The sequence below is a fragment of the Streptomyces sp. H27-H5 genome (genome assembly GCF_026627505.1).
In the GTDB taxonomy this organism is placed as follows: domain Bacteria; phylum Actinomycetota; class Actinomycetes; order Streptomycetales; family Streptomycetaceae; genus Streptomyces.
This window is the reverse complement of record NZ_JAPNLK010000055.1, coordinates 1-19,233: the sequence shown is the minus strand read 5'-3', so window position 1 is coordinate 19,233 and position 19,233 is coordinate 1. Positions and strand designations below refer to the sequence as shown.

The following is a 19,233-nucleotide window of genomic DNA, read 5'->3' as shown; positions in this document are numbered from 1 at the left end:
CGCCCATTCACAGGAAAAGGGGAGATACACCGCATGTCCATCATCGATACCGAAGCACCGCTGCACACCGCCCACCGCGACAACCACACCCACCGTGACGTCAACGGCGGATGGCTGCGGCCGGCCGTGTTCGGGGCGATGGACGGACTGGTCTCCAACATCGCCCTGATGACCGGAGTGGCGGGCGGCGCGGTCGCGCCGCAGACGATCGTCATCACCGGCCTCGCCGGTCTGGCCGCCGGCGCCTTCTCGATGGCCGCCGGCGAATACACCTCGGTCGCCTCGCAGCGCGAGCTGGTCCTGGCGGAGCTCGACGTGGAGCGTCAGCAGCTGCGCAAGCACCCGATCGACGAGATGGAGGAGCTGGCCGAGCTCTACGTCTCGCGCGGCGTCGACCCCGCCCTGGCCCGCGAGGTGGCGATGCAGCTGTCCCGCGACCCGGAGCAGGCGCTGGAGATACACGCCCGCGAGGAGCTGGGCATCGACCCCGACGACCTGCCGTCGCCGCTGGTCGCGGCCGTGTCGTCGTTCGGTTCGTTCGCGCTGGGCGCGCTGCTTCCCGTACTGCCCTACCTGCTCGGCGCGACCGCCCTGTGGCCGGCCGTCCTGCTGGCGCTGATCGGGCTCTTCGCCTGCGGCGCGATCGTCGCCCGGGTCACCGCCCGCTCCTGGTGGTACAGCGGATTGCGACAGCTCGTCCTGGGTGGCGCGGCCGCGGGTGTGACGTACGTCCTGGGAACCTGGATCGGCGGCGCCGTAGGCTAACCGGCGCGGGAGTGAGACACTATGCGGTACGCAACATAAGTAGTCCGTTACCCGGCGGTTTCGATTCCGTGTCCGCGGGGCATCCGGACAGGGCGTCGGGCAATGGTGCCCGCTCCGTGCCGGGACAGCCGCGGCCCGCGACGCGTCCGCAGACGTTCATGAGATCCAAGGGACCTCCCGGCAGGCCCCTTCTCCCCCTTCGGGCATGTCCGCATGTTGGAATGCGATATCCGCTTCTCGGGATTGCCGTCATCATGTAACCTGCACGAAATTTTGCAGAGGGCCAACGTCGTCCCTCGGCCATGCACATATGCCACGACGACGACGGGAGAGCCGATGCGTTCCGCATCCACGCACTCCGCGACCGGCCTCAGCACCACCGCCTGGTCGCCCATGGACGGTCGCCCCGCCCAGCAGGGCATGTACGACCCGCGCAACGAGCACGACGCCTGCGGCGTCGGCTTTGTGGCCAACCTCAGCGGCGAGGCCGGCCACACGCTGGTCGAGCAGGCGCTGACCGTATTGCGGAACCTCGAACACCGCGGCGCGACCGGCTCCGAGCCCGACTCGGGCGACGGCGCCGGAATCCTGTCCCAGGTGCCGGACGCCTTCCTGCGCGAGGTGGCCGGTTTCGAGCTCCCCGAGGCCGGCGCGTACGCCGTCGGCATCGCCTTCCTCCCCGCCGACGGCACCGCACAGGCCGTCGCCGTGGAACGCATCGAGGCCATCGCCGTCGAGGAGAACCTCACGGTCCTCGGCTGGCGCGAGGTCCCGGTCACCCCGGACCTGCTCGGCAACGGCGCCCGCGCCACCATGCCCGCCTTCTCGCAGCTGTTCGTCAGCAACGGGGCGAGCGGCATCGAGCTGGACCGCAAGGCGTTCGTGCTGCGCAAGCGCGCCGAGCGCGAGGCCGGCGTGTACTTCCCGTCGCTCTCCGCCCGCACCATTGTCTACAAGGGCATGCTGACCACCGGCCAGCTGGAGCCCTTCTTCCCCGACCTGTCCGACCGTCGCTTCGCGTCGACGCTCGCCCTGGTCCACTCCCGGTTCTCGACGAACACCTTCCCGTCCTGGCCGCTCGCCCACCCGTACCGCTTCGTCGCGCACAACGGCGAGATCAACACGGTCAAGGGCAACCGGAACTGGATGAAGGCCCGCGAGTCCCAGCTCGCCTCGGACGTCTTCGGCGAGGGCAACCTCGACCGGATCTTCCCGATCTGCACCCCCGACGCCTCCGACTCGGCCTCCTTCGACGAGGTCCTGGAGCTGCTCCACCTCGGCGGCCGGTCGCTCCCGCACAGCGTGCTGATGATGATCCCGGAGGCGTGGGAGAACCACGCGTCCATGGACCCGGACCGCCGCGCGTTCTACCAGTACCACTCCACGATGATGGAGCCCTGGGACGGCCCGGCCTGCGTCACCTTCACCGACGGCACCCAGGTCGGCGCGGTCCTCGACCGCAACGGTCTGCGCCCCGGCCGCTACTGGGTCACCGACGACGGCCTCGTCGTCCTCGGCTCCGAGGTCGGCGTGCTCGACATCGACCCGGCCAAGGTCGTCCGCAAGGGCCGCCTGCAGCCCGGCAAGATGTTCCTCGTCGACACCGCCCAGAAGCGGATCATCGAGGACGACGAGATCAAGGCCGAACTGGCCGGCGCCGCCCCCTACGCCGAATGGCTGGAAACCGGCGAGATCGAGCTCGAAGACCTTCCCGAGCGCGAGCACATCGTCCACACCCACGCCTCGGTGACCCGCCGCCAGCAGACCTTCGGCTACACCGAGGAAGAGCTGCGCATCATCCTCGCGCCGATGGCCCGCACCGCCGGCGAGCCGCTCGGCTCCATGGGCACCGACTCCCCGATCGCGGCCCTGTCCGAGCGCCCCCGGCTGCTCTTCGACTACTTCACGCAGCTCTTCGCGCAGGTCACCAACCCGCCGCTGGACGCCATCCGCGAGGAGCTCGTCACCTCGCTGCTGTCCTCGGTGGGCCCGCAGGGCAACCTGCTGGAGCCGACCGCCGCCTCCTGTCGCAGCGTCACCCTGCCCTTCCCGGTGATCGACAACGACGAGCTGGCCAAGCTGATACACGTCAACGCCGACGGCGACATGCCGGGCATGAAGGCCGCCACGCTCTCCGGCCTCTACCGGGTCTCCGGCGGTGGCGAGGCACTCGCCGCCCGCCTGGAGGAGATCCGCGGCGAGGTCGACGCGGCCATCGAGAACGGCGCCCACCTGATCGTCCTGTCGGACCGTCACTCGGACGCCGAGCACGCGCCGATCCCGTCGCTGCTGCTCACCGCCGCCGTGCACCACCACCTCATCGCCACCAAGCAGCGCACCCAGGTGGGTCTGCTGGTCGAGGCCGGCGACGTCCGCGAGGTGCACCACGTCGCGCTGCTCATCGGCTACGGCGCCGCCGCGGTCAACCCGTACCTCGCCATGGAGTCCGTCGAGGACCTGCTGCGCGCCGGTACCTTCCTGTCCGGCCTGGAGCCGGAGCAGGCCATCAAGAACCTGATCTACGCGCTCGGCAAGGGCGTCCTGAAGGTCATGTCCAAGATGGGCATCTCCACGGTCGCCTCGTACCGCGGCGCCCAGGTCTTCGAGGCCGTCGGCCTCGACCAGGAGTTCGTCGACACCTACTTCGGCGGCACCGCCACCAAGATCGGCGGCGCCGGCCTGGACGTCGTCGCCAAGGAGGTGGCCGCGCGCCACGCCAAGGCGTACCCGGTCTCCGGCATCGCCGCCACGCACCGCGCGCTGGACATCGGCGGCGAGTACCAGTGGCGCCGCGAGGGCGAGCCGCACCTGTTCGACCCGGACACGGTCTTCCGCCTCCAGCACGCCACGCGCAACCGCCGGTACGACATCTTCAAGCAGTACACCGAGCGGGTGAACGAGCAGTCCGAGCGGCTGATGACGCTCCGCGGACTCTTCGGGTTCAAGACCGGCGAGGCGGGTGACCGGCCGTCGATCCCCGTCGAGGAGGTCGAGTCCGTCGCCGACATCGTCAAGCGCTTCTCCACCGGCGCCATGTCGTACGGCTCCATCTCCAAGGAGGCGCACGAGACCCTCGCCATCGCCATGAACCAGTTGGGCGGCAAGTCCAACACCGGTGAGGGCGGCGAGGACCCGGACCGCCTGTACGACCCGGCGCGCCGCTCGTCCATCAAGCAGGTCGCCTCCGGCCGCTTCGGCGTCACCAGCGAGTACCTGGTCAACGCGGACGACATCCAGATCAAGATGGCGCAGGGCGCCAAGCCCGGCGAGGGCGGCCAGCTGCCCGGCCACAAGGTCTACCCGTGGGTCGCCAAGACCCGGCACTCCACCCCGGGCGTCGGCCTGATCTCCCCGCCCCCGCACCACGACATCTACTCCATCGAGGACCTGGCTCAGCTGATCCACGACCTCAAGAACGCCAACCCGGCGGCCCGCATCCACGTGAAGCTGGTCTCCGAGGTCGGCGTCGGAACGGTTGCCGCGGGCGTCTCCAAGGCCCACGCGGACGTCGTCCTCATCTCCGGCCACGACGGCGGAACGGGCGCCTCCCCGCTCACCTCGCTCAAGCACGCGGGCGGCCCCTGGGAGCTCGGCCTCGCCGAGACCCAGCAGACCCTGCTGCTCAACGGGCTGCGCGACCGCATCGTGGTCCAGACGGACGGCCAGCTCAAGACCGGCCGCGACGTGGTCATCGCCGCGCTGCTCGGCGCCGAGGAGTTCGGTTTCGCGACCGCGCCGCTCGTCGTCTCCGGCTGCGTCATGATGCGCGTCTGCCACCTGGACACCTGCCCCGTCGGCATCGCCACCCAGAACCCGGTCCTGCGCGACCGCTTCTCCGGCAAGCCCGAGTTCGTCGTCAACTTCTTCGAGTTCATCGCGGAGGAGGTGCGCGAGATCCTCGCCGAGCTGGGCTTCCGCACCATCGAGGAGGCCGTCGGCCACGCCGAACTCCTCGACACCAGCAAGGCCGTCACGCACTGGAAGGCCCAGGGCCTCGACCTGGAGCCCCTCTTCCACGTGCCCGAGCTCCCCGAGGGCGCGGTCCGCCACGCCCTGATCGAGCAGGACCACGGCCTGGAGAAGGCGCTCGACAACGAGCTGATCAAGCTCGCCGGCGACGCGCTGAACGCCGCCACGGCCGAAGCGGCCCAGCCGGTCCGCGCCCAGGTCGCGATCCGCAACATCAACCGGACCGTCGGCACCATGCTCGGCCACGAGGTCACCAAGAAGTTCGGTGGAGCGGGCCTGCCCGACAACACCATCGACCTGACCTTCACCGGTTCGGCCGGCCAGTCCTTCGGCGCCTTCCTTCCGAGCGGCGTGACGCTGCGCCTGGAGGGCGACGCCAACGACTACGTCGGCAAGGGCCTCTCCGGCGGCCGTGTCGTGGTCCGCCCGGACCGCCGCGCCGACCACCTCGCCGAGTACTCCACCATCGCCGGCAACACCATCGGCTACGGGGCCACCGGCGGCGAGATGTTCCTGCGCGGCCGTACCGGCGAACGCTTCTGCGTCCGCAACTCCGGCGCCCTCGTCGTCTCGGAGGGCGTGGGCGACCACGGCTGCGAGTACATGACGGGCGGCCAGGCCGTCGTCCTGGGCGAGACGGGCCGCAACTTCGCGGCCGGCATGTCGGGCGGTGTCGCGTACGTCATCGACCTCGACCCGAACAACGTCAACGTCGGCAACGTCGGCGCCGTCGAGACCACCCTCTCCGACACCGACAAGCAGTGGCTGCACGACGTGGTGCGTCGCCACGAGGAGGAGACCGGCTCGACCGTGGCCGCGAAGCTCCTCGCCGACTGGTCCGTCGCGGTGGACCGCTTCAGCAAGATCATCCCGACCACGTACAAGGCAGTGCTCGCCGCCAAGGACGCCGCCGAGCTGGCCGGACTCTCGGAGTCCGAGACCACCGAGAAGATGATGGAGGCGGCGATCAATGGCTGACCCGAAGGGCTTCCTCACCACCCCGCGCGAGACCGCCTGTTCCCGTCCCGTGGCCGACCGGCTCAAGGACTGGAACGAGGTCTACGTTCCGGGCTCGCTGCTCCCGATCATCAGCAAGCAGGCCGGCCGCTGCATGGACTGCGGCATCCCGTTCTGCCACAACGGCTGCCCGCTCGGGAACCTGATCCCGGAGTGGAACGACTTCGCGTACCGCGAGGACTGGTCGGCGGCGTCCGAGCGCCTGCACGCCACGAACAACTTCCCGGAGTTCACCGGGCGCCTGTGCCCGGCCCCGTGCGAGTCGGCGTGCGTCCTCGGCATCAACCAGCCCGCCGTCACGATCAAGAACGTCGAAGTCTCGATCATCGACAAGGCCTGGGACAACGGCAACGTCACCCCCCAGCCGCCCGAGCGGCTGTCCGGCAAGACGGCCGCCGTCATCGGCTCCGGCCCGGCGGGTCTCGCCGCGGCCCAGCAGCTGACCCGGGCCGGGCACACCGTGGTCGTGTACGAGCGCGCCGACCGCGTCGGCGGCCTGCTGCGCTACGGCATCCCCGAGTTCAAGATGGAGAAGGTGCACATCAACCGCCGCATCGAGCAGATGCGCGCGGAGGGCACCAAGTTCCGCACGGGCATCGAGGTCGGCCGCGACATCACGGCCACCGACCTGCGCAAGCGGTTCGACGCGGTCGTCATCGCGGCCGGTGCCACCGTCTCCCGCGACCTGCCGGTCCCCGGGCGCGAGCTCAAGGGCATCCACTTCGCGATGGAGTACCTGCCGCTCTCCAACAAGGTGCAGGAGGGCGACTTCGTCACCCCTCCGATCACCGCCGAGGGCAAGCACGTCGTCGTCATCGGCGGCGGCGACACCGGCGCGGACTGCGTGGGCACCGCCCACCGCCAAGGCGCGGCCTCGGTCACGCAGCTGGAGATCATGCCCAAGCCGGGCGAGGAGCGGAACGCCAACCAGCCCTGGCCGACCTTCCCGATGCTGTACAAGGTCACCTCGGCCCACGAGGAGGGCGGCGAGCGGGTCTACTCCGTCTCCACCACCCACTTCGAGGGCGACGAGGACGGCAACGTCCAGTCCCTGCACCTCGTCGAGGTCGCCTTCGAGGACGGCAAGCTCGTCCAGAAGGCGGGCACCGAGCGCGTCCTCCCGGCGCAACTGGTCACCCTCGCCATGGGCTTCACCGGCACCGACCAGGAGAACGGTCTGGTCCAGCAGTTCGGCCTGGACCTCGACGCGCGCGGCAACATCGAGCGCGACGCCTCGTACGCGACCAACGTGGGCGGCGTCTTCGTCGCCGGCGACGCGGGCCGCGGCCAGTCGCTCATCGTCTGGGCCATCGCGGAGGGCCGCTCGGCCGCCCGCGGCGTGGACCGCTTCCTGACGGGCGCCAGCGCCCTGCCGTACCCGGTCAAGCCGACGGACCGTTCCATCACCGTGTAACACCCACGGTGCCCCTCCCTCCGGGCTTGCGGCGGGAGGACCCCTCATACGGCCCGTACAACGACGTACGGAAACCCGACACCGCGCCCGCCATGTCCCCGACCAGGGATGGCGGGCGCGGTGGCGTTCGGGTTCCGGGGGTCCGGGGAGGGGCGTCAGCCGACGGTGAACTCGTACAGGAGCTCGTTCCCACAGGGTGGCGCCCGACCGCGCCGCCTCCTCGGCGGCCCGTACGAACGACCGCGCCGCCCCGGCCGCGTCGCCCCGGGCCGCCAGGACCTGGCCCTCGCCGCGCAGCGCCGCGGCCCGCTGGGCGGGCAGGTCGAGCAGCCCCGCGTCCCGGCGGGCCCGGGCGGCCCACGTCTCGGCTGCGGGCAGGTCGCCGTCGGCGACGGCGGCGGTGACCAGGGCCTCCAGGAACAGGGGCCGCATCGACGGCTGGAGTGCGGTCAGGTCCGGTCCGCCGCCGGCCCGCAGCATCGCGGACCGGGCCCGCCGTGGATCGCCGCCGTGCAGTGCGGCGTAACTCAGGACGCACCACGCGAGGGAGGCCCACCAACTGGTCCGGGGGCCGGCCGCGGCCACGGCCTCCTCGGCGACGGTCAGCGAGGTCCGGTCGCCGGGCGGCAGCGCGGCGATCAACACCTGCGCGGCGGTGACGGGGTGTCGTAGCAGCCGCGGTGACGGGGCGTCGTACCAGCCGCCGTGACGGGGCCGGGCCCGGTTCGCTCGTGCGGGTGACGCGTCGGGGGAGCGGCGGGTGCGCCGGTCCCGCCCGACGGGGGCCGGACACCGCTCCGGGGTTCGGCGGGCCGGAACCGGGAGGGTCGGGGACCGCTGCCCGCGCGGATCCGAGCGTAGGCCGTACGGCCCATGTGCGGCCGATCTCGGCGCAGTTGAGGGCGCCCGCCGTCTGGTACCTCTGGCCCCATGCCCTCCCGAATGCTGCTGCTGCGCTGCCTGCTGGGCGCCGCCCTGCTCATGCCCGCCCAGGCCGCGGTCGCCGTCACCGCCACCGGCGGCGAAGGACGCACCGTCGACTACCGCGGGCTGCGGCTCACCGTCCCCGCCGACTGGCGGGTCGTCGACCTCGACCGGACCCCCGACGCCTGCCTGCGCCTCGACCGGCCCACGCTGTACCTCGGCCACGCCGGGACCCAGGCCGAATGCACCGGCCGGGCCGCCGTCACCCGCGCCGACACCCTGCACCTGGAGCCCCTCGACGGGGCCCCGCCGCGCGCCGACGTCCCCACCCTGAAGGCGAACCCCGGGGCCCCGCTCCCGCGGACCGGGAGCGACAGCAACGAGCTGCGGTACGCCCTGCGCGGCTCCGGGGTGATGGCCACCGTCTCGTACGGCACCGGACCCGAGGTGGTACGCGGCCTCCTGGAGCGGGCCCGCCGCACGCCCGCCGGCGCCCCCGGGACGGTGGCGGACACGGTGACCGCCGCCCTGCCGGCGCCCCGCAGCGCCCAGGAACCGTTCACCGGCCTCGGCTTCGACGCCTGTACCGCCCCGACCCAGTCGGCGATGACCGCCTGGCGGCAGGGCTCGCCCTTCGGCGCCGTCGGCGTGTACATCGGCGGCCCGGCCCGGGCCTGCGCCCAGCCCCGACTGACCGCCGGCTGGGTCGGCAAGCAGACCGAGGCGGGCTGGCACCTGATGCCGATCTGGGTGGGCCCGCAGCCCTGGCGCAGCAACACCACCGGGCTGTCCACCGACCCCTCCCGGGCCAACGAGCAGGGCATCGCGGCCGGCGAGGGCGCCGCCGACGCCGCGCGGTCACTGGGCCTGGGCCCGGGCACGCTCCTCTACAACGACCTGGAGCACTACACCGACCGGGCCACCTGGGACGCCCCGGTCGTGGCCTACCTCACCGCCTGGACGGTGCGGCTGCACGAGCTGGGCTACAAGTCGGCGGCCTACGTGCACGCGGCCTCCGGGGTGCCGGCGCTGAGCGCGCACCACCACCAGGCGCCGCAGGCCATGCCGGACGTGCTGTGGGTGGCGCGGTGGAACCTGTCGGCGACCGTCTCGGACGCCGACATGGGCCTGCCCACCGGGACGACCAAGTGGGCGGGCCCGCGCCGGGCCCACCAGTTCCGCGGCGGGCACGACGCCACGTACGGCGGGGTGACGATCAACATCGACCGCAGTTGGATCGACGTCGATCCCCGTCTCCTCGTCGTCCCCGGGGCGATCGGGCTCGGCCCCCTGGCCTGAGGGTCGTCTCAGCCGGCGGGGGAGTCCCCGGCCGGGTCCTCGCGCGGCGGCTCGTCGTCGTTGCCCCGGCGCAGGGTGTGGACGCCGCGCTCCGGGGTCCACGTCCGCACCACCAGGTCGTCGCCCTCGACGGTGATCCGCACGATCTCCGTCAGGTCGGCGTGGAAGAGGTGGAAGGGGTGCGGGGTCTCGGTCTCCTCCGCGTACCGGTGGAGTTCCGGCGGGTCCACCAGCTCCAGCGCCCGCCCGGAGATCCGGACGTCCCCGCCCTCCATCTCCTCACCGGGGCCCGGATTGCAGTGCAGCGCGAAACGGGGATCGCGCTGGAGGTCCCTGGCCTTCATGGAGCCGGCCATCATGCCGAGCCACAGCTCCCCGCCGCGGATGTCCACGTTCAGCCCGGCCAGTCGGGGCGAGCCGTCCTTGCGGAGGGTGCCGAGGACGTGGTGCGGATACCGCGCGAAGCGGGCCCGGACGGCCGCCGCGAACTCCGGCTCCGCCGTCTCGAACACGGCCCAGTTGTTCGTCGTCGTCATCCCCCCATCCAAGCGCGGATCGCACGCCGCCGCCGCTCAGACGCGCACGATGCCGGCCTCCCGGGCCGCCGCCAGCCAGGACGGGAACTCCGCGACCAGCCGGTCGTACAGCACGTCGTCCGGAACCCGGCGCGGGTCCTCGCCGGCGTGGAAGTAGCCCGCGTTGTCGACGACCCGCTTCGCCGGGACGGGGAGTTCGTCGAGGCGGCGCAGGAAGTCGAACTGGGTGCTGCGGGTGTTGCCGAAACCGACGAACTGCCAGAACAGCGGGAGCCGGGCGGCCTTGCAGAGGTACCGCTCCGCCGCGAGCTTGTTGATCGGGCCGCCGTCCGTCTGGAAGACCACCAGGGCCGGCGCCGAGGACCCCGAGTCGAGGTAGTGGTCGATGACCGCGTCCATCGCCAGGTGGTAGGCCGTCTTGCCCATGTGGCCCAGGCCGGCGGCGATCTCGGTGACCCGACCGGCGTGGTCGGCCAGGGAGACCTCCGCGACCGCGTCCACCTCCGTGGAGAAGAACACGACGGGCACCCGGCCGTCGGTGTCCAGGTGGGCTGAGAGCCCCAGCACCCGGTCGGCCAGGGACTGCACGCTGCCGTCCCGGTAGTACGGGCGCATCGACCCCGAGTAGTCCAGGACCAGGTACACGCAGGCCCGGCCGCCCTCCATGCCGTGTTTGCGCAGCGACACCCCGGCGCTCTTGTACAGGTTCACCAACGCCGGAGCGGCATCTTCCAGCTTGCGGAGGTCTATCGCACTACCCGTCATGGCGCCGAGGTTACGTCAGCCCGCGGCGGCGAAACCCAGCCGTTCGGTGAACAGCACGCGGGCGCCGCTGCGGCGGATGACGTGTTGGACGGCGGCGACCACGCCATCGCGTTCGGCCGCGTCACCGCCCTGACGGCCCACCGGGACGGCAGGCCGCCGCTCTGCTTCCGGTGGGCCTACGGTCGTGTGCCGCGCTCCGCCGCAAGTGCCTCGATGTCGTCGAGCATCGCGTCCGCCAGGTCGCGCTCGGAGGCGTAGTACCGCTCCGCCCACTTGAGGGTCAGCGTCGGATAGGCCCAGGAGGCCTCCTCCTTGGCGCCTTCCACGTCCGCCGCCGCCCGGCGGCGCATCTTCGCCGCGAACTCCCGCTGCTGGACCAGGACTTCGCGCATCTGCTCCGGCTCCAGCAGATGGCCGAGCCACAGCCGGAGCATCGGTCCGTGCTTGAGCACCGGCGGATCGACCGGCGCCTCGCGCGCCCAATGCCGTACGGCCGTCATGCCCTCGTCGGTGATCCGGTACACGCGCTTGTCGCGGGTGCCGGTCTCCTGGGCGACCAGGCGGGAGGAGGCGTAACCGGCCTTCTCCAGCCGCTTGAGTTCGCTGTAGATCTGGCTGAAGGACGGGCTCCAGTAGAAGAAGCGCAGCGACCCGTCCGACCACTTCTTCAGGTCGTAGCCGGAGAGCTCCTCGCCGAAGGAGAGCAGCCCGAGCACTGCCCAGCCGGTCGCGGGGAGGGTGCGCTTGTTCGTCTCGTCTGCCACGCGGCGCAGTCTACGACCGGTCCGCGCGGGCTCCCTTCCCTCGATAGAGCGTGACTGCTAGAAGTATTCCTCATAGGCATACCTGGCCCTGTCCCCCCGGGAGGCGTGCGTGAAGACCATCCGCCGGGGGGCCGGAACGTCATCCCGCGCTCACGCGCCCTGGAGGGCTGAACCGTGATCCCACTGGACGGCAAGGTCGTCGTCATCACCGGCGCCGGGCGCGGGCAGGGCGCCGCCGAGGCCCGCCTGTGCGCGGAGGCGGGAGCCCGCGTCGTCGTCACCGACATCCGGGAGGAGGAGGGCCGGGAGGTCGCCGCGACCCTGGGGGGCCAGGGGCTGTACGTCCACCACGACGTGACCGACGCCGACGGCTGGGCCCGGGTCGCACGGGAGGCCGTGGCCGCCTTCGGGACGATCTCGGCGCTCGTCAACAACGCGGCCCTGTGGCGCACCGCCCACGTGGAGCGACAGTCCCTCGCCGACTTCGAGACGCTGCTGCGGGTCAACCTGCTCGGCCCCTTCCTCGGCATCCAGGCCGTCGCCCCCGTGCTGCGCGCCGGCGGGGGCGGCTCGATCGTCAACGTCTCCTCCACCGCCGGACTGGTCGGCATACCGGGCCACGCCGCCTACGGCTCCACCAAGTTCGCCCTGCGCGGGCTGACCCGGTCGGCCGCCCTGGACCTGGCGGGCGACGGGATCCGGGTCAACTCCGTGCACCCGGGCGCCATCGACACCCCGATGATCTCCGCCGTGTCGGACAAGGACTGGTCCCACGTGCCGCTGGGCCGCATGGGCCGCCCCGAGGAGGTCGGGGAACTGGTCCGCTTCCTCTGCTCCGACGCCTCCTCGTACGTCACCGGCGGCGAGTTCACCGTGGACGGGGGGACGACGGCCCGATGAGCGACTCCCTCTCGCCCGCCGCCCGGCGGCTGTGCGACCTCATGACCGCGGCCTTCCCCGGCCCCGGCGACCCGGACGCCCTGCGGGCGGCGGTCGCCGCCGGCGGGCGCGCCCCCGGACCCGCCGTGGCCGACGTGCACGACGACGACGCCTGCGGGGTCCCGGTCCGCGTGTACGACCCCGACCCCGGGGCCTCGGGGCGCCCGCTCGTCGTCCACTTCCACGGCGGCGGCTGGGTGATGTGCGGCCTGGACACCCACGACGCCGGCTGCCGCAGACTCGCCGCCGCCTCGGGCGCGGTCGTCGTCTCCGTCGACTACCGGCTCGCCCCGGAACACCCCTGGCCCGCCGCGCCCGACGACGCGCTGACCGCACTGCTGTGGGCCCGCTCCCGAGCCGCCGCACTCGGCTGCGATCCCGACCGGACGATCGTCGCCGGGGACTCCAGCGGGGGCACCCTGGCGGCCGTGACCGCGCTGCGGGCCCCCGAACTCGTCGCGGGACAACTGCTGTTCTACCCGCCCCTGGACGCGGCCATGGACACCCCTTCCGTGGAGACGTACGCGCGGGGGTACTTCCACACCGCCGCCCACATGGCCTGGTACTGGGACCAGTACGGCGGGGACCCCGCCCACCCGCACGTCTCGCCGCTGCGCGCCCCCGACCTGACCGGACTGCCGCGCACCCTGATCGTCCTCGCCGACTGCGACGTGCTGCGGGACGAGGGGCTGGCGTACGCCCGCCGGCTGGGCGAGGCGGGCGTGGACTGCGGCGTCCAGCTGTACCCGGGCGTCTTCCACGGCTTCCTGGGCTCACCGCTGCCGGCCGCCGACGCGGCGTACGCGGCGGCCGCCGCGTGGATCAGGGGCTGAGGGGCCGGGGAGGTCGGCGCGGCCCCGCTGGTGGAAGCCGTGCGGTGATCCCCGGGCGGCGCCCGCGGCGCGCCGGGCACCGGCGAACCGCTGTCGAAGATCGGCGGCGGCGCGAAGAATGGGCCCATGACGACGCCCTCCCGCGCCCGCTCCTTCGACGCCGCCGCCGCGCTGTACGCCGCGCACCGGCCCGCCTATCCCGACGCCCTCCTCGACGCCCTGGAGGAGCTGAGCGGCCGCCCGCTCGCCGGCTCCCGCGTCGCCGACGTGGGGGCCGGGACCGGCATCGCGACGGCCCTGCTGCACGCCTGCGGGGCGCACGTCGTCGCCGTCGAACCCGGCGACGGGATGGCCGCCGAACTGCGCCGCGCGCACCCCGGGATACCGCTGGTGCGCGGGGACGGCGACCGGCTGCCGCTGGCCGGCGACGCCTTCGACCTGCTCACCTACGCGCAGGCCTGGCACTGGACCGACCCCGCCCGCTCCGTCCCCGAGGCCCGCCGCGTGCTGCGGCCCGGCGGCGCGCTCGCGATCTGGTGGAACGACATGGACGAGTCGGTGCCGTGGGTCGCCGGCCAGGCCGCGCGGATCCGGGCCCTCTTCGGCGCCGACGGCGCGTCCTTCCGCACGCTGCCCGCCGGCCTCGACTCCGGCTTCCGCACCCGCACCGTGCCCTGGTCCCGCCGGATCACCCTGGACGAGCACCTCGCGAACATCGCCAGCCACTCGGCGTTTCTCCTCCTCGGCGAGGCCGGCACCCGGGAGTTCACGGACCGGGAGCGGTCGGTGCTGGGCGCCCTCTTCCCGGACGGGACGGTGGAGGAGCCGTACGTGGTCAGCCTCCACGTGAGCGTCCTGTGACGGGGGCGCCCCAAGACCACCACCGCCACCGCTACCGCCGGGCGGCCCCGAGCACCGCCGCCCGGCACGCCGACGGCGTCCCCCACGCGTCCCGCAGCGGGCGCGCCTTGCGCAGCCACAGCGACAGGTCCAGCTCCTCGGTGTAGCCGACCGCCCCGTGGAGCTGGAGCGCCGTCATCGCCGCCGCGTACGCGGCCTCGCCCGCCGCCAGCTTCGCCGCCGCGACCTCGCCCGGATCGAGGGACAGCCCGGCCGCCCACACCAGCGGCCGGGCGAACTCCAGGCCCAGCAGGGTGTCCGCCAGCCGGTGCTTGACCGCCTGGAACCCGCCGATCGGCGTGCCGAACTGCGTGCGCTGCTTCGCGTACTCCACCGTCCGCGCCAGCAGGGCCTCCCCGACGCCCAGGCACTGCGCCGCCGTGAGCAGCCGCGCCCACCCCAGGGCGCTTCCCGCCGCCGCCGTCACCGCCGGCCCGCGGGCGAGCAGTTCACCGCCCCCGGCCGGGGGGCGCAGCAGCCTGCGCGTCGGGTCCGTCGAGCGCAGGACCGGCCCGCCGTCCGGGTCCGCCAGCCGCAGTTCGCCGGCCCGCGACACCGTGAAGCAGTACGTGGCCGCGTCCGCGTCCAGGGCGTACGGGGCCGCGTCCGGCAGGGTCAGCGAGGCCGAGGCGCCGCCCGAGAGCAGCCCCGGCAGGAAACGCTTCGCCGGCCCCTCGTCCCCCAACCCCGCCAGCAGCACCGCGGCCGCGACCGTCTCCACCACCGGCCCCGGCACCCCGGCCCGCCCCAACTCCACGAAACCGAGGGCCGCTTCCAGTGGCAGCGGCCCGAGCCCGTCGTGTTCCCCGCCCGCGGCGAGCGCGAACAGGCCCGTGTCGGCGAGGCGGGACCACAGGGCCCGCCCCGGCGCGTGGTCCCCCGCGCCCCAGGCCCGTACGGCCGCCGGGACCTCGGACGCGTCGAGCAGTCGGCGCAGCGTCCGCACGAAGTCGCGCTGCTCGTCGGTCGGCAGGAAGCGCATCAGCGGCGGCCCTTCGGAAGGCCGAGCAGCCGCTCGGCGATGATGTCGCGCTGGATCTCGTTCGTCCCGGCGTAGATCGGCCCGGCCAGGGAGAAGAGCCACGGTTCGGCCCACGCGCCGTCCGCGAGTTCCGCGTCCGCGCCCAGCAGGTCGAGCGCCGTCTCGTGCAGGGCGATGTCGTAGCGGGACCAGAACACCTTGTTCAGGCTGGACTCGGCGCCGATGGTCTCGCCCGCCGCGAAGCGCGAGGCGTTCCCCCAGGTGAACAGCTCGTACGCGCGCGCCCCGACCAGCGCGTCCGCGACCCGGTCCGACAGCGCGGTGTCGGCGGGATCCCCGACCTCCCGCCACAGCCCGAGCAGTCGGTCCGCCGCCGCCAGGAACCGGCCGGGGGAGCGCAGGGTCAGCCCCCGCTCGTTGCCGGTCGTGGACATCGCGATCCGCCAGCCCTGCCCCGGCTCCCCGATGACGTCCTCGTCCGGGACGAACACCCCGTCCAGGAAGAGTTCGGCGAACGCCGGTTTGCCGTCCAGCCGGCCGATCGGCCGCACGGTCACCCCCGGCGCCCGCAGGTCGAACATCAGGTACGTCAGTCCCTGGTGAGGCTTCGGGGCCTGGGGGTCGGTCCGGAAGATGCCGAACGCCCGGTCCGCGAACGCCGCCCGCGAGGACCAGGTCTTCTGCCCGGACAGCAGCCAACCCCCCTCCGTGCGGACCGCCCTCGACGTCAGGGAGGCCAGGTCGGAGCCCGACTCGGGCTCCGACCAGGCCTGCGCCCAGATCACCTCGCCGCTCGCCATGGACGGCAGCACCCGCGCCCGCTGCTCGGCCGTCGCGTGGTCGAACAGGGTGGGGGCCAGCAGGTTGATGCCGTTCTGGGAGACCCGGCCGGGCGCGCCCGCCGCCCAGTACTCCTCCTCGAACACCAGCCACCGCTCGATGTCCACGCCCCGGCCGCCGTACTCCTCGGGCCAGGACACCACCGCCCAACGGTCGGCGTGCAGCCGGGCCTCCCACTCCCGGTGCGCGGCGAACCCCTCGGCCGTCTCCAGCGAGGGGAGGGGGGCGGTCGGGACGTGTCCGGCCAGCCAGGCCCGGGCCTCCTCGCGGAAGGCCTCTACCTGCGGGGTGTGGGTGAGGTCCATCAGTCGGTCGCCCCCTTCGCGGTGGCGCCCTTCGGGGCCGCGTGGAGTACCGGCGGTCCGTCGGTCTCGGGGGTGCGGGCAGCGGACATCGACACATCCTTCCCTAACAAGTGTTTGGTAGGTTAACGTACGGACAGGAGAGCCGTCGAGGAGAGCGGCGCCACCTCTTCTCCGTGCCGACACCGTCCATGCGGCTCGGGCGGGATCCAGCGCGACACCATCGCCGAGCGGATCCTCGGCCTTCCCAAGGAGGTACGGGCGTGAACGCACCCGAGTACGTCACCGGGCACGGGCTGCTCGCCGGCCGGACCGCCGTGATCACCGCCGCCGCCGGGGCCGGCATCGGCGGCGCCACCGCCCGCCGCTTCCTGGAGGAGGGCGCCCGCGTCCTGATCGGCGACGCCCACGCCCGCCGCCTCAAGGAGACCGAGGGCGCGCTGGCCGCCGAGTTCGGGGCGGACCGGATCGACTCCCTGCCGTGCGACGTCACCGACGAGGACCAGGTCCGGGCCCTGTTCGCGCGCGCCGAACAGACCCACGGCGGCCTCGACGTCGTCGTCAACAACGCCGGACTCGGCGGCACCGCGACCCTGGTCGACATGACCGACGACCAGTGGGGCCGGGTCCTCGACGTCACCCTCAACGGCACTTTCCGCTGCACCCGCGCCGCCCTGCGCTCCTTCAGGGCCGCGGGCACCGGCGGCGGGGTCGTCGTCAACAACGCCTCCGTCGTCGGCTGGCGCGCCCAGACCGGCCAGGCCCACTACGCCGCCGCGAAGGCCGGGGTGATGGCGCTCACCCGCTGCGCCGCCCTGGAGGCCGCCGAGTTCGGCGTACGGATCAACGCGGTCGCACCCAGCCTCGCCATGCACCCGCACCTGGTGAAGGTCACGAGCGAGGAACTCCTCGCCGAACTCACCGCCCGCGAGGCCTTCGGCCGCTACGCCGAACCCTGGGAGGTCGCCAACGTCATCGTGTTCCTGGCCAGCGGCTACTCGTCGTACATGACCGGCGAGACCGTGTCGGTCAGCAGCCAGCACGCGTAGGTCGAGAATGGGCGCGTGCCGACGAACAAGAAGAAGCCACAGGTGACCGCGTCCCCCGAGCGCAGACGGGAGCTCCTCGACACCGCCGCCGAGGTCTTCGCCGCGCAGGGCTACAACGCCACCACCGTGCGCAAGATCGCCGATGCCGCCGGGATGCTCGCCGGCAGCCTCTACTACCACTTCGATTCCAAGGAATCGATGCTCGACGAGATCCTCTCGGCCTTCCTGAACGAGCTGTGGGCGGGGTACGACACCGTCCTCGCCGCCGGTCTCGGCCCCAGGGAGACCATCGAGGCCCTCGTCACCGAGTCCTTCCGGGAGATCGACCGGCACCGCGCCGCCGTCGCGATCTACCAGAAGGAATCCCGCCACCTCTCCGCGCAACCCCGCTTCCACTACCTCTCCGACTCGCAGCAGAAGTTCGAGAAGGCCTGGCTGGGGACGCTGGAGCGCGGAGTGGCCGCCAAGGTCTTCCGGGCCGACCTGGACATCCGCCTCACCTACCGCTTCGTGCGCGACACGGTGTGGGTCGCGGCCTCCTGGTACCGGCCGGGCGGACAGCACAGCCCCGACGAGATCGCCCGCCAGTACCTGTCGATGGTGCTGGACGGGATCGCCCTGCGCGCCTGACCGAACCAGAGGAGTCCCGATGCCCGAGGCCTACATAGTCGACGCCGTACGCACCCCCGTGGGGCGACGCAAGGGAGGCCTGGCCGGGGTGCACCCCGCCGACCTCGGCGCCCACGTCCTGCGGGCCCTGATGGAACGCTCCGGGGTGGACCCCGCCGCCGTCGAGGACGTGGTCTTCGGCTGCCTCGACACCGTCGGACCGCAGGCCGGCGACATCGCACGGACCGCCTGGCTCGCCGCCGGCCTCCCCGAGGAGGTCCCGGGGGTGACGGTGGACCGCCAGTGCGGCTCCTCCCAGCAGGCCGTCCACTTCGCGGCGCAGGGCGTGCTGTCCGGCACCCAGGACCTGGTCGTCGCCGGCGGCACCCAGAACATGTCGATGATCCCGATCGCCTTCGCCTCGCGGCAGGCCGCCGAGCCGCTGGGCCTCACCGACGGCCCGTACGCCGGATCGCATGGCTGGCGCGCCCGGTACGGCGACGCGCCCGTCAACCAGTTCCACGGCGCACAGCTGATCGCCGAGAAGTGGGGGATCTCGCGCCTCGACATGGAGGAGTTCGCGCTGCGCTCCCACCGGCGGGCCCTGCGCGCCATCGACGAGGGACGCTTCGAACGGGAGATCGTGCCGTACGGGGACGTCCGCACGGACGAGGGCCCGCGCCGGGACACCACCCTGGAGAAGATGGCCGGCCTGAAGCCCGTCGTCGAGGGCGGCACCATCACGGCGGCCGTCTCCTCCCAGGTCTCCGACGGCGCCGCGGCCATGCTGATCGCCTCCGAGCGGGCGGTCGCCGAACACGGCCTGCGCCCCCGGGCCCGCGTCCACCACCTGTCCGTCCGGGGCGAGGACCCGATCCGGATGCTGTCCGCCCCGATCCCGGCGACGGCGCACGCCCTGAAGAAGACGGGGCTGTCGCTCGACGAGATCGACCTCGTGGAGATCAACGAGGCCTTCGCCCCCGTCGTGCTGGCCTGGCTGAAGGAGACCGGCGCGGACCCGGCGCGGGTCAACGTCAACGGCGGGGCCATCGCGCTCGGCCACCCCCTGGGCGCGACCGGCGTCAAGCTCATGACCACCCTGCTGCACGAGCTGGAACGCACCGGGGGCCGCTACGGCCTCCAGACCATGTGCGAGGGCGGCGGACAGGCCAATGTGACGATCATCGAGCGGCTCTGAGCCTCGATCCACCGTGTAGTGGTCGGGCTGTGGACGGAGAAACCAGAAGAGGTGCCTGCTGACCTGGGATGATGGGAGTTCTGACGCTTCCACCAGTACCAACCAGCAAGGCACCTCTGAAGTGAAAT

The 19,233-nt window shown here is 72.7% G+C and carries 17 protein-coding genes; 11 read left to right on the top strand and 6 right to left on the bottom strand.

The genetic code is table 11. The features are described 5' to 3' along the window. Positions 1-33: 33 nt before the first annotated feature. The 5 genes from OTB19_RS25720 (at position 34) to OTB19_RS25700 (ending at position 9,388) form a co-directional block, all read left to right on the top strand. Positions 34-765 carry a VIT1/CCC1 transporter family protein gene (locus tag OTB19_RS25720; RefSeq protein ID WP_267800819.1) on the top strand — a complete coding sequence of 244 codons (732 nt, stop codon included), beginning with the start codon at positions 34-36 and terminating at the stop codon, positions 763-765. Between the two features lie 336 nt (positions 766-1,101). After that, a complete protein-coding gene (gltB, locus tag OTB19_RS25715) occupies positions 1,102-5,712 on the top strand; it encodes a glutamate synthase large subunit (protein WP_267800818.1) in 4,611 nt (1,536 codons plus the stop codon). Then, complete coding sequence (locus tag OTB19_RS25710; protein ID WP_267800817.1) at positions 5,705-7,165, top strand: glutamate synthase subunit beta; 1,461 nt, start codon at positions 5,705-5,707, stop codon at positions 7,163-7,165. The genes gltB and OTB19_RS25710 overlap by 8 nt, the downstream gene beginning before the upstream one ends. A gap of 165 nt (positions 7,166-7,330) precedes the next feature. Continuing rightward, the gene (locus tag OTB19_RS25705) at positions 7,331-7,837 is read left to right on the top strand and encodes a hypothetical protein (protein ID WP_267800815.1); all 507 of its coding nucleotides are present in this window, start codon (positions 7,331-7,333) and stop codon (positions 7,835-7,837) included. 258 nt (positions 7,838-8,095) lie between these two features. Next, positions 8,096-9,388, top strand: coding sequence for a DUF1906 domain-containing protein (locus OTB19_RS25700; RefSeq protein WP_267800813.1), 1,293 nt, complete (start codon positions 8,096-8,098; stop codon positions 9,386-9,388). Between the two features lie 8 nt (positions 9,389-9,396). Here OTB19_RS25700 and OTB19_RS25695 read toward each other — a convergent pair whose 3' ends face one another. Genes OTB19_RS25695 through OTB19_RS25680 form a run of 4 tightly spaced genes read right to left on the bottom strand, consistent with a single transcriptional unit; the run spans position 9,397 to position 11,453 of the window. Beyond that, positions 9,397-9,924 (bottom strand): pyridoxamine 5'-phosphate oxidase family protein, encoded by a 528-nt coding sequence (locus tag OTB19_RS25695; RefSeq protein WP_267800811.1) that lies wholly within the window; start codon positions 9,922-9,924, stop codon positions 9,397-9,399. 36 nt (positions 9,925-9,960) lie between these two features. After that, on the bottom strand, positions 9,961-10,689 hold the full coding sequence (locus OTB19_RS25690) for a vWA domain-containing protein (RefSeq protein ID WP_267800809.1): 729 nt from the start codon (positions 10,687-10,689) through the stop codon (positions 9,961-9,963). Positions 10,690-10,704: 15 nt separating this feature from the next. After that, entirely contained in the window at positions 10,705-10,830 is a 126-nt protein-coding gene (locus tag OTB19_RS25685; RefSeq protein ID WP_267800808.1) for a hypothetical protein, read from the bottom strand. Positions 10,831-10,865: 35 nt separating this feature from the next. Continuing rightward, positions 10,866-11,453, bottom strand: a complete 588-nt coding sequence (locus OTB19_RS25680) for a PadR family transcriptional regulator (RefSeq protein ID WP_267800806.1) — start codon at positions 11,451-11,453, stop codon at positions 10,866-10,868. 174 nt (positions 11,454-11,627) lie between these two features. Here OTB19_RS25680 and OTB19_RS25675 point away from each other — a divergent pair, with 174 nt between their 5' ends. From OTB19_RS25675 to OTB19_RS25665, 3 genes are all read left to right on the top strand, one after another. Continuing rightward, the gene (locus tag OTB19_RS25675) at positions 11,628-12,353 is read left to right on the top strand and encodes an SDR family NAD(P)-dependent oxidoreductase (protein WP_267800804.1); all 726 of its coding nucleotides are present in this window, start codon (positions 11,628-11,630) and stop codon (positions 12,351-12,353) included. Then, positions 12,350-13,225, top strand: a complete 876-nt coding sequence (locus OTB19_RS25670) for an alpha/beta hydrolase (protein ID WP_267800802.1) — start codon at positions 12,350-12,352, stop codon at positions 13,223-13,225. The genes OTB19_RS25675 and OTB19_RS25670 overlap by 4 nt, the downstream gene beginning before the upstream one ends. Positions 13,226-13,351: 126 nt before the next feature. Continuing rightward, entirely contained in the window at positions 13,352-14,086 is a 735-nt protein-coding gene (locus tag OTB19_RS25665) for a class I SAM-dependent methyltransferase (protein WP_267800801.1), read from the top strand. Between the two features lie 31 nt (positions 14,087-14,117). Here OTB19_RS25665 and OTB19_RS25660 read toward each other — a convergent pair whose 3' ends face one another. Together OTB19_RS25660 and OTB19_RS25655 are read right to left on the bottom strand one after the other, a co-directional pair. Further along, positions 14,118-15,107 (bottom strand): acyl-CoA dehydrogenase family protein, encoded by a 990-nt coding sequence (locus tag OTB19_RS25660; protein WP_267800800.1) that lies wholly within the window; start codon positions 15,105-15,107, stop codon positions 14,118-14,120. Continuing rightward, on the bottom strand, positions 15,107-16,252 hold the full coding sequence (locus OTB19_RS25655; RefSeq protein WP_267800798.1) for an acyl-CoA dehydrogenase family protein: 1,146 nt from the start codon (positions 16,250-16,252) through the stop codon (positions 15,107-15,109). Before OTB19_RS25655 ends, OTB19_RS25660 begins: the two co-directional genes overlap by 1 nt. A gap of 260 nt (positions 16,253-16,512) precedes the next feature. On the opposite strand from OTB19_RS25655, the gene OTB19_RS25650 reads away from it, so the two are divergent. Genes OTB19_RS25650 through OTB19_RS25640 form a run of 3 tightly spaced genes read left to right on the top strand, consistent with a single transcriptional unit; the run spans position 16,513 to position 19,105 of the window. Next, positions 16,513-17,298, top strand: a complete 786-nt coding sequence (locus OTB19_RS25650) for an SDR family oxidoreductase (protein ID WP_267800797.1) — start codon at positions 16,513-16,515, stop codon at positions 17,296-17,298. A 15-nt stretch (positions 17,299-17,313) separates the two neighbouring features. Then, positions 17,314-17,928: a TetR/AcrR family transcriptional regulator gene (locus OTB19_RS25645; RefSeq protein ID WP_267800796.1), complete on the top strand. Its 615-nt coding sequence runs from the start codon at positions 17,314-17,316 to the stop codon at positions 17,926-17,928. 19 nt (positions 17,929-17,947) lie between these two features. Continuing rightward, on the top strand, positions 17,948-19,105 hold the full coding sequence (locus OTB19_RS25640; RefSeq protein WP_267800794.1) for an acetyl-CoA C-acetyltransferase: 1,158 nt from the start codon (positions 17,948-17,950) through the stop codon (positions 19,103-19,105). Positions 19,106-19,233: the final 128 nt, after the last annotated feature.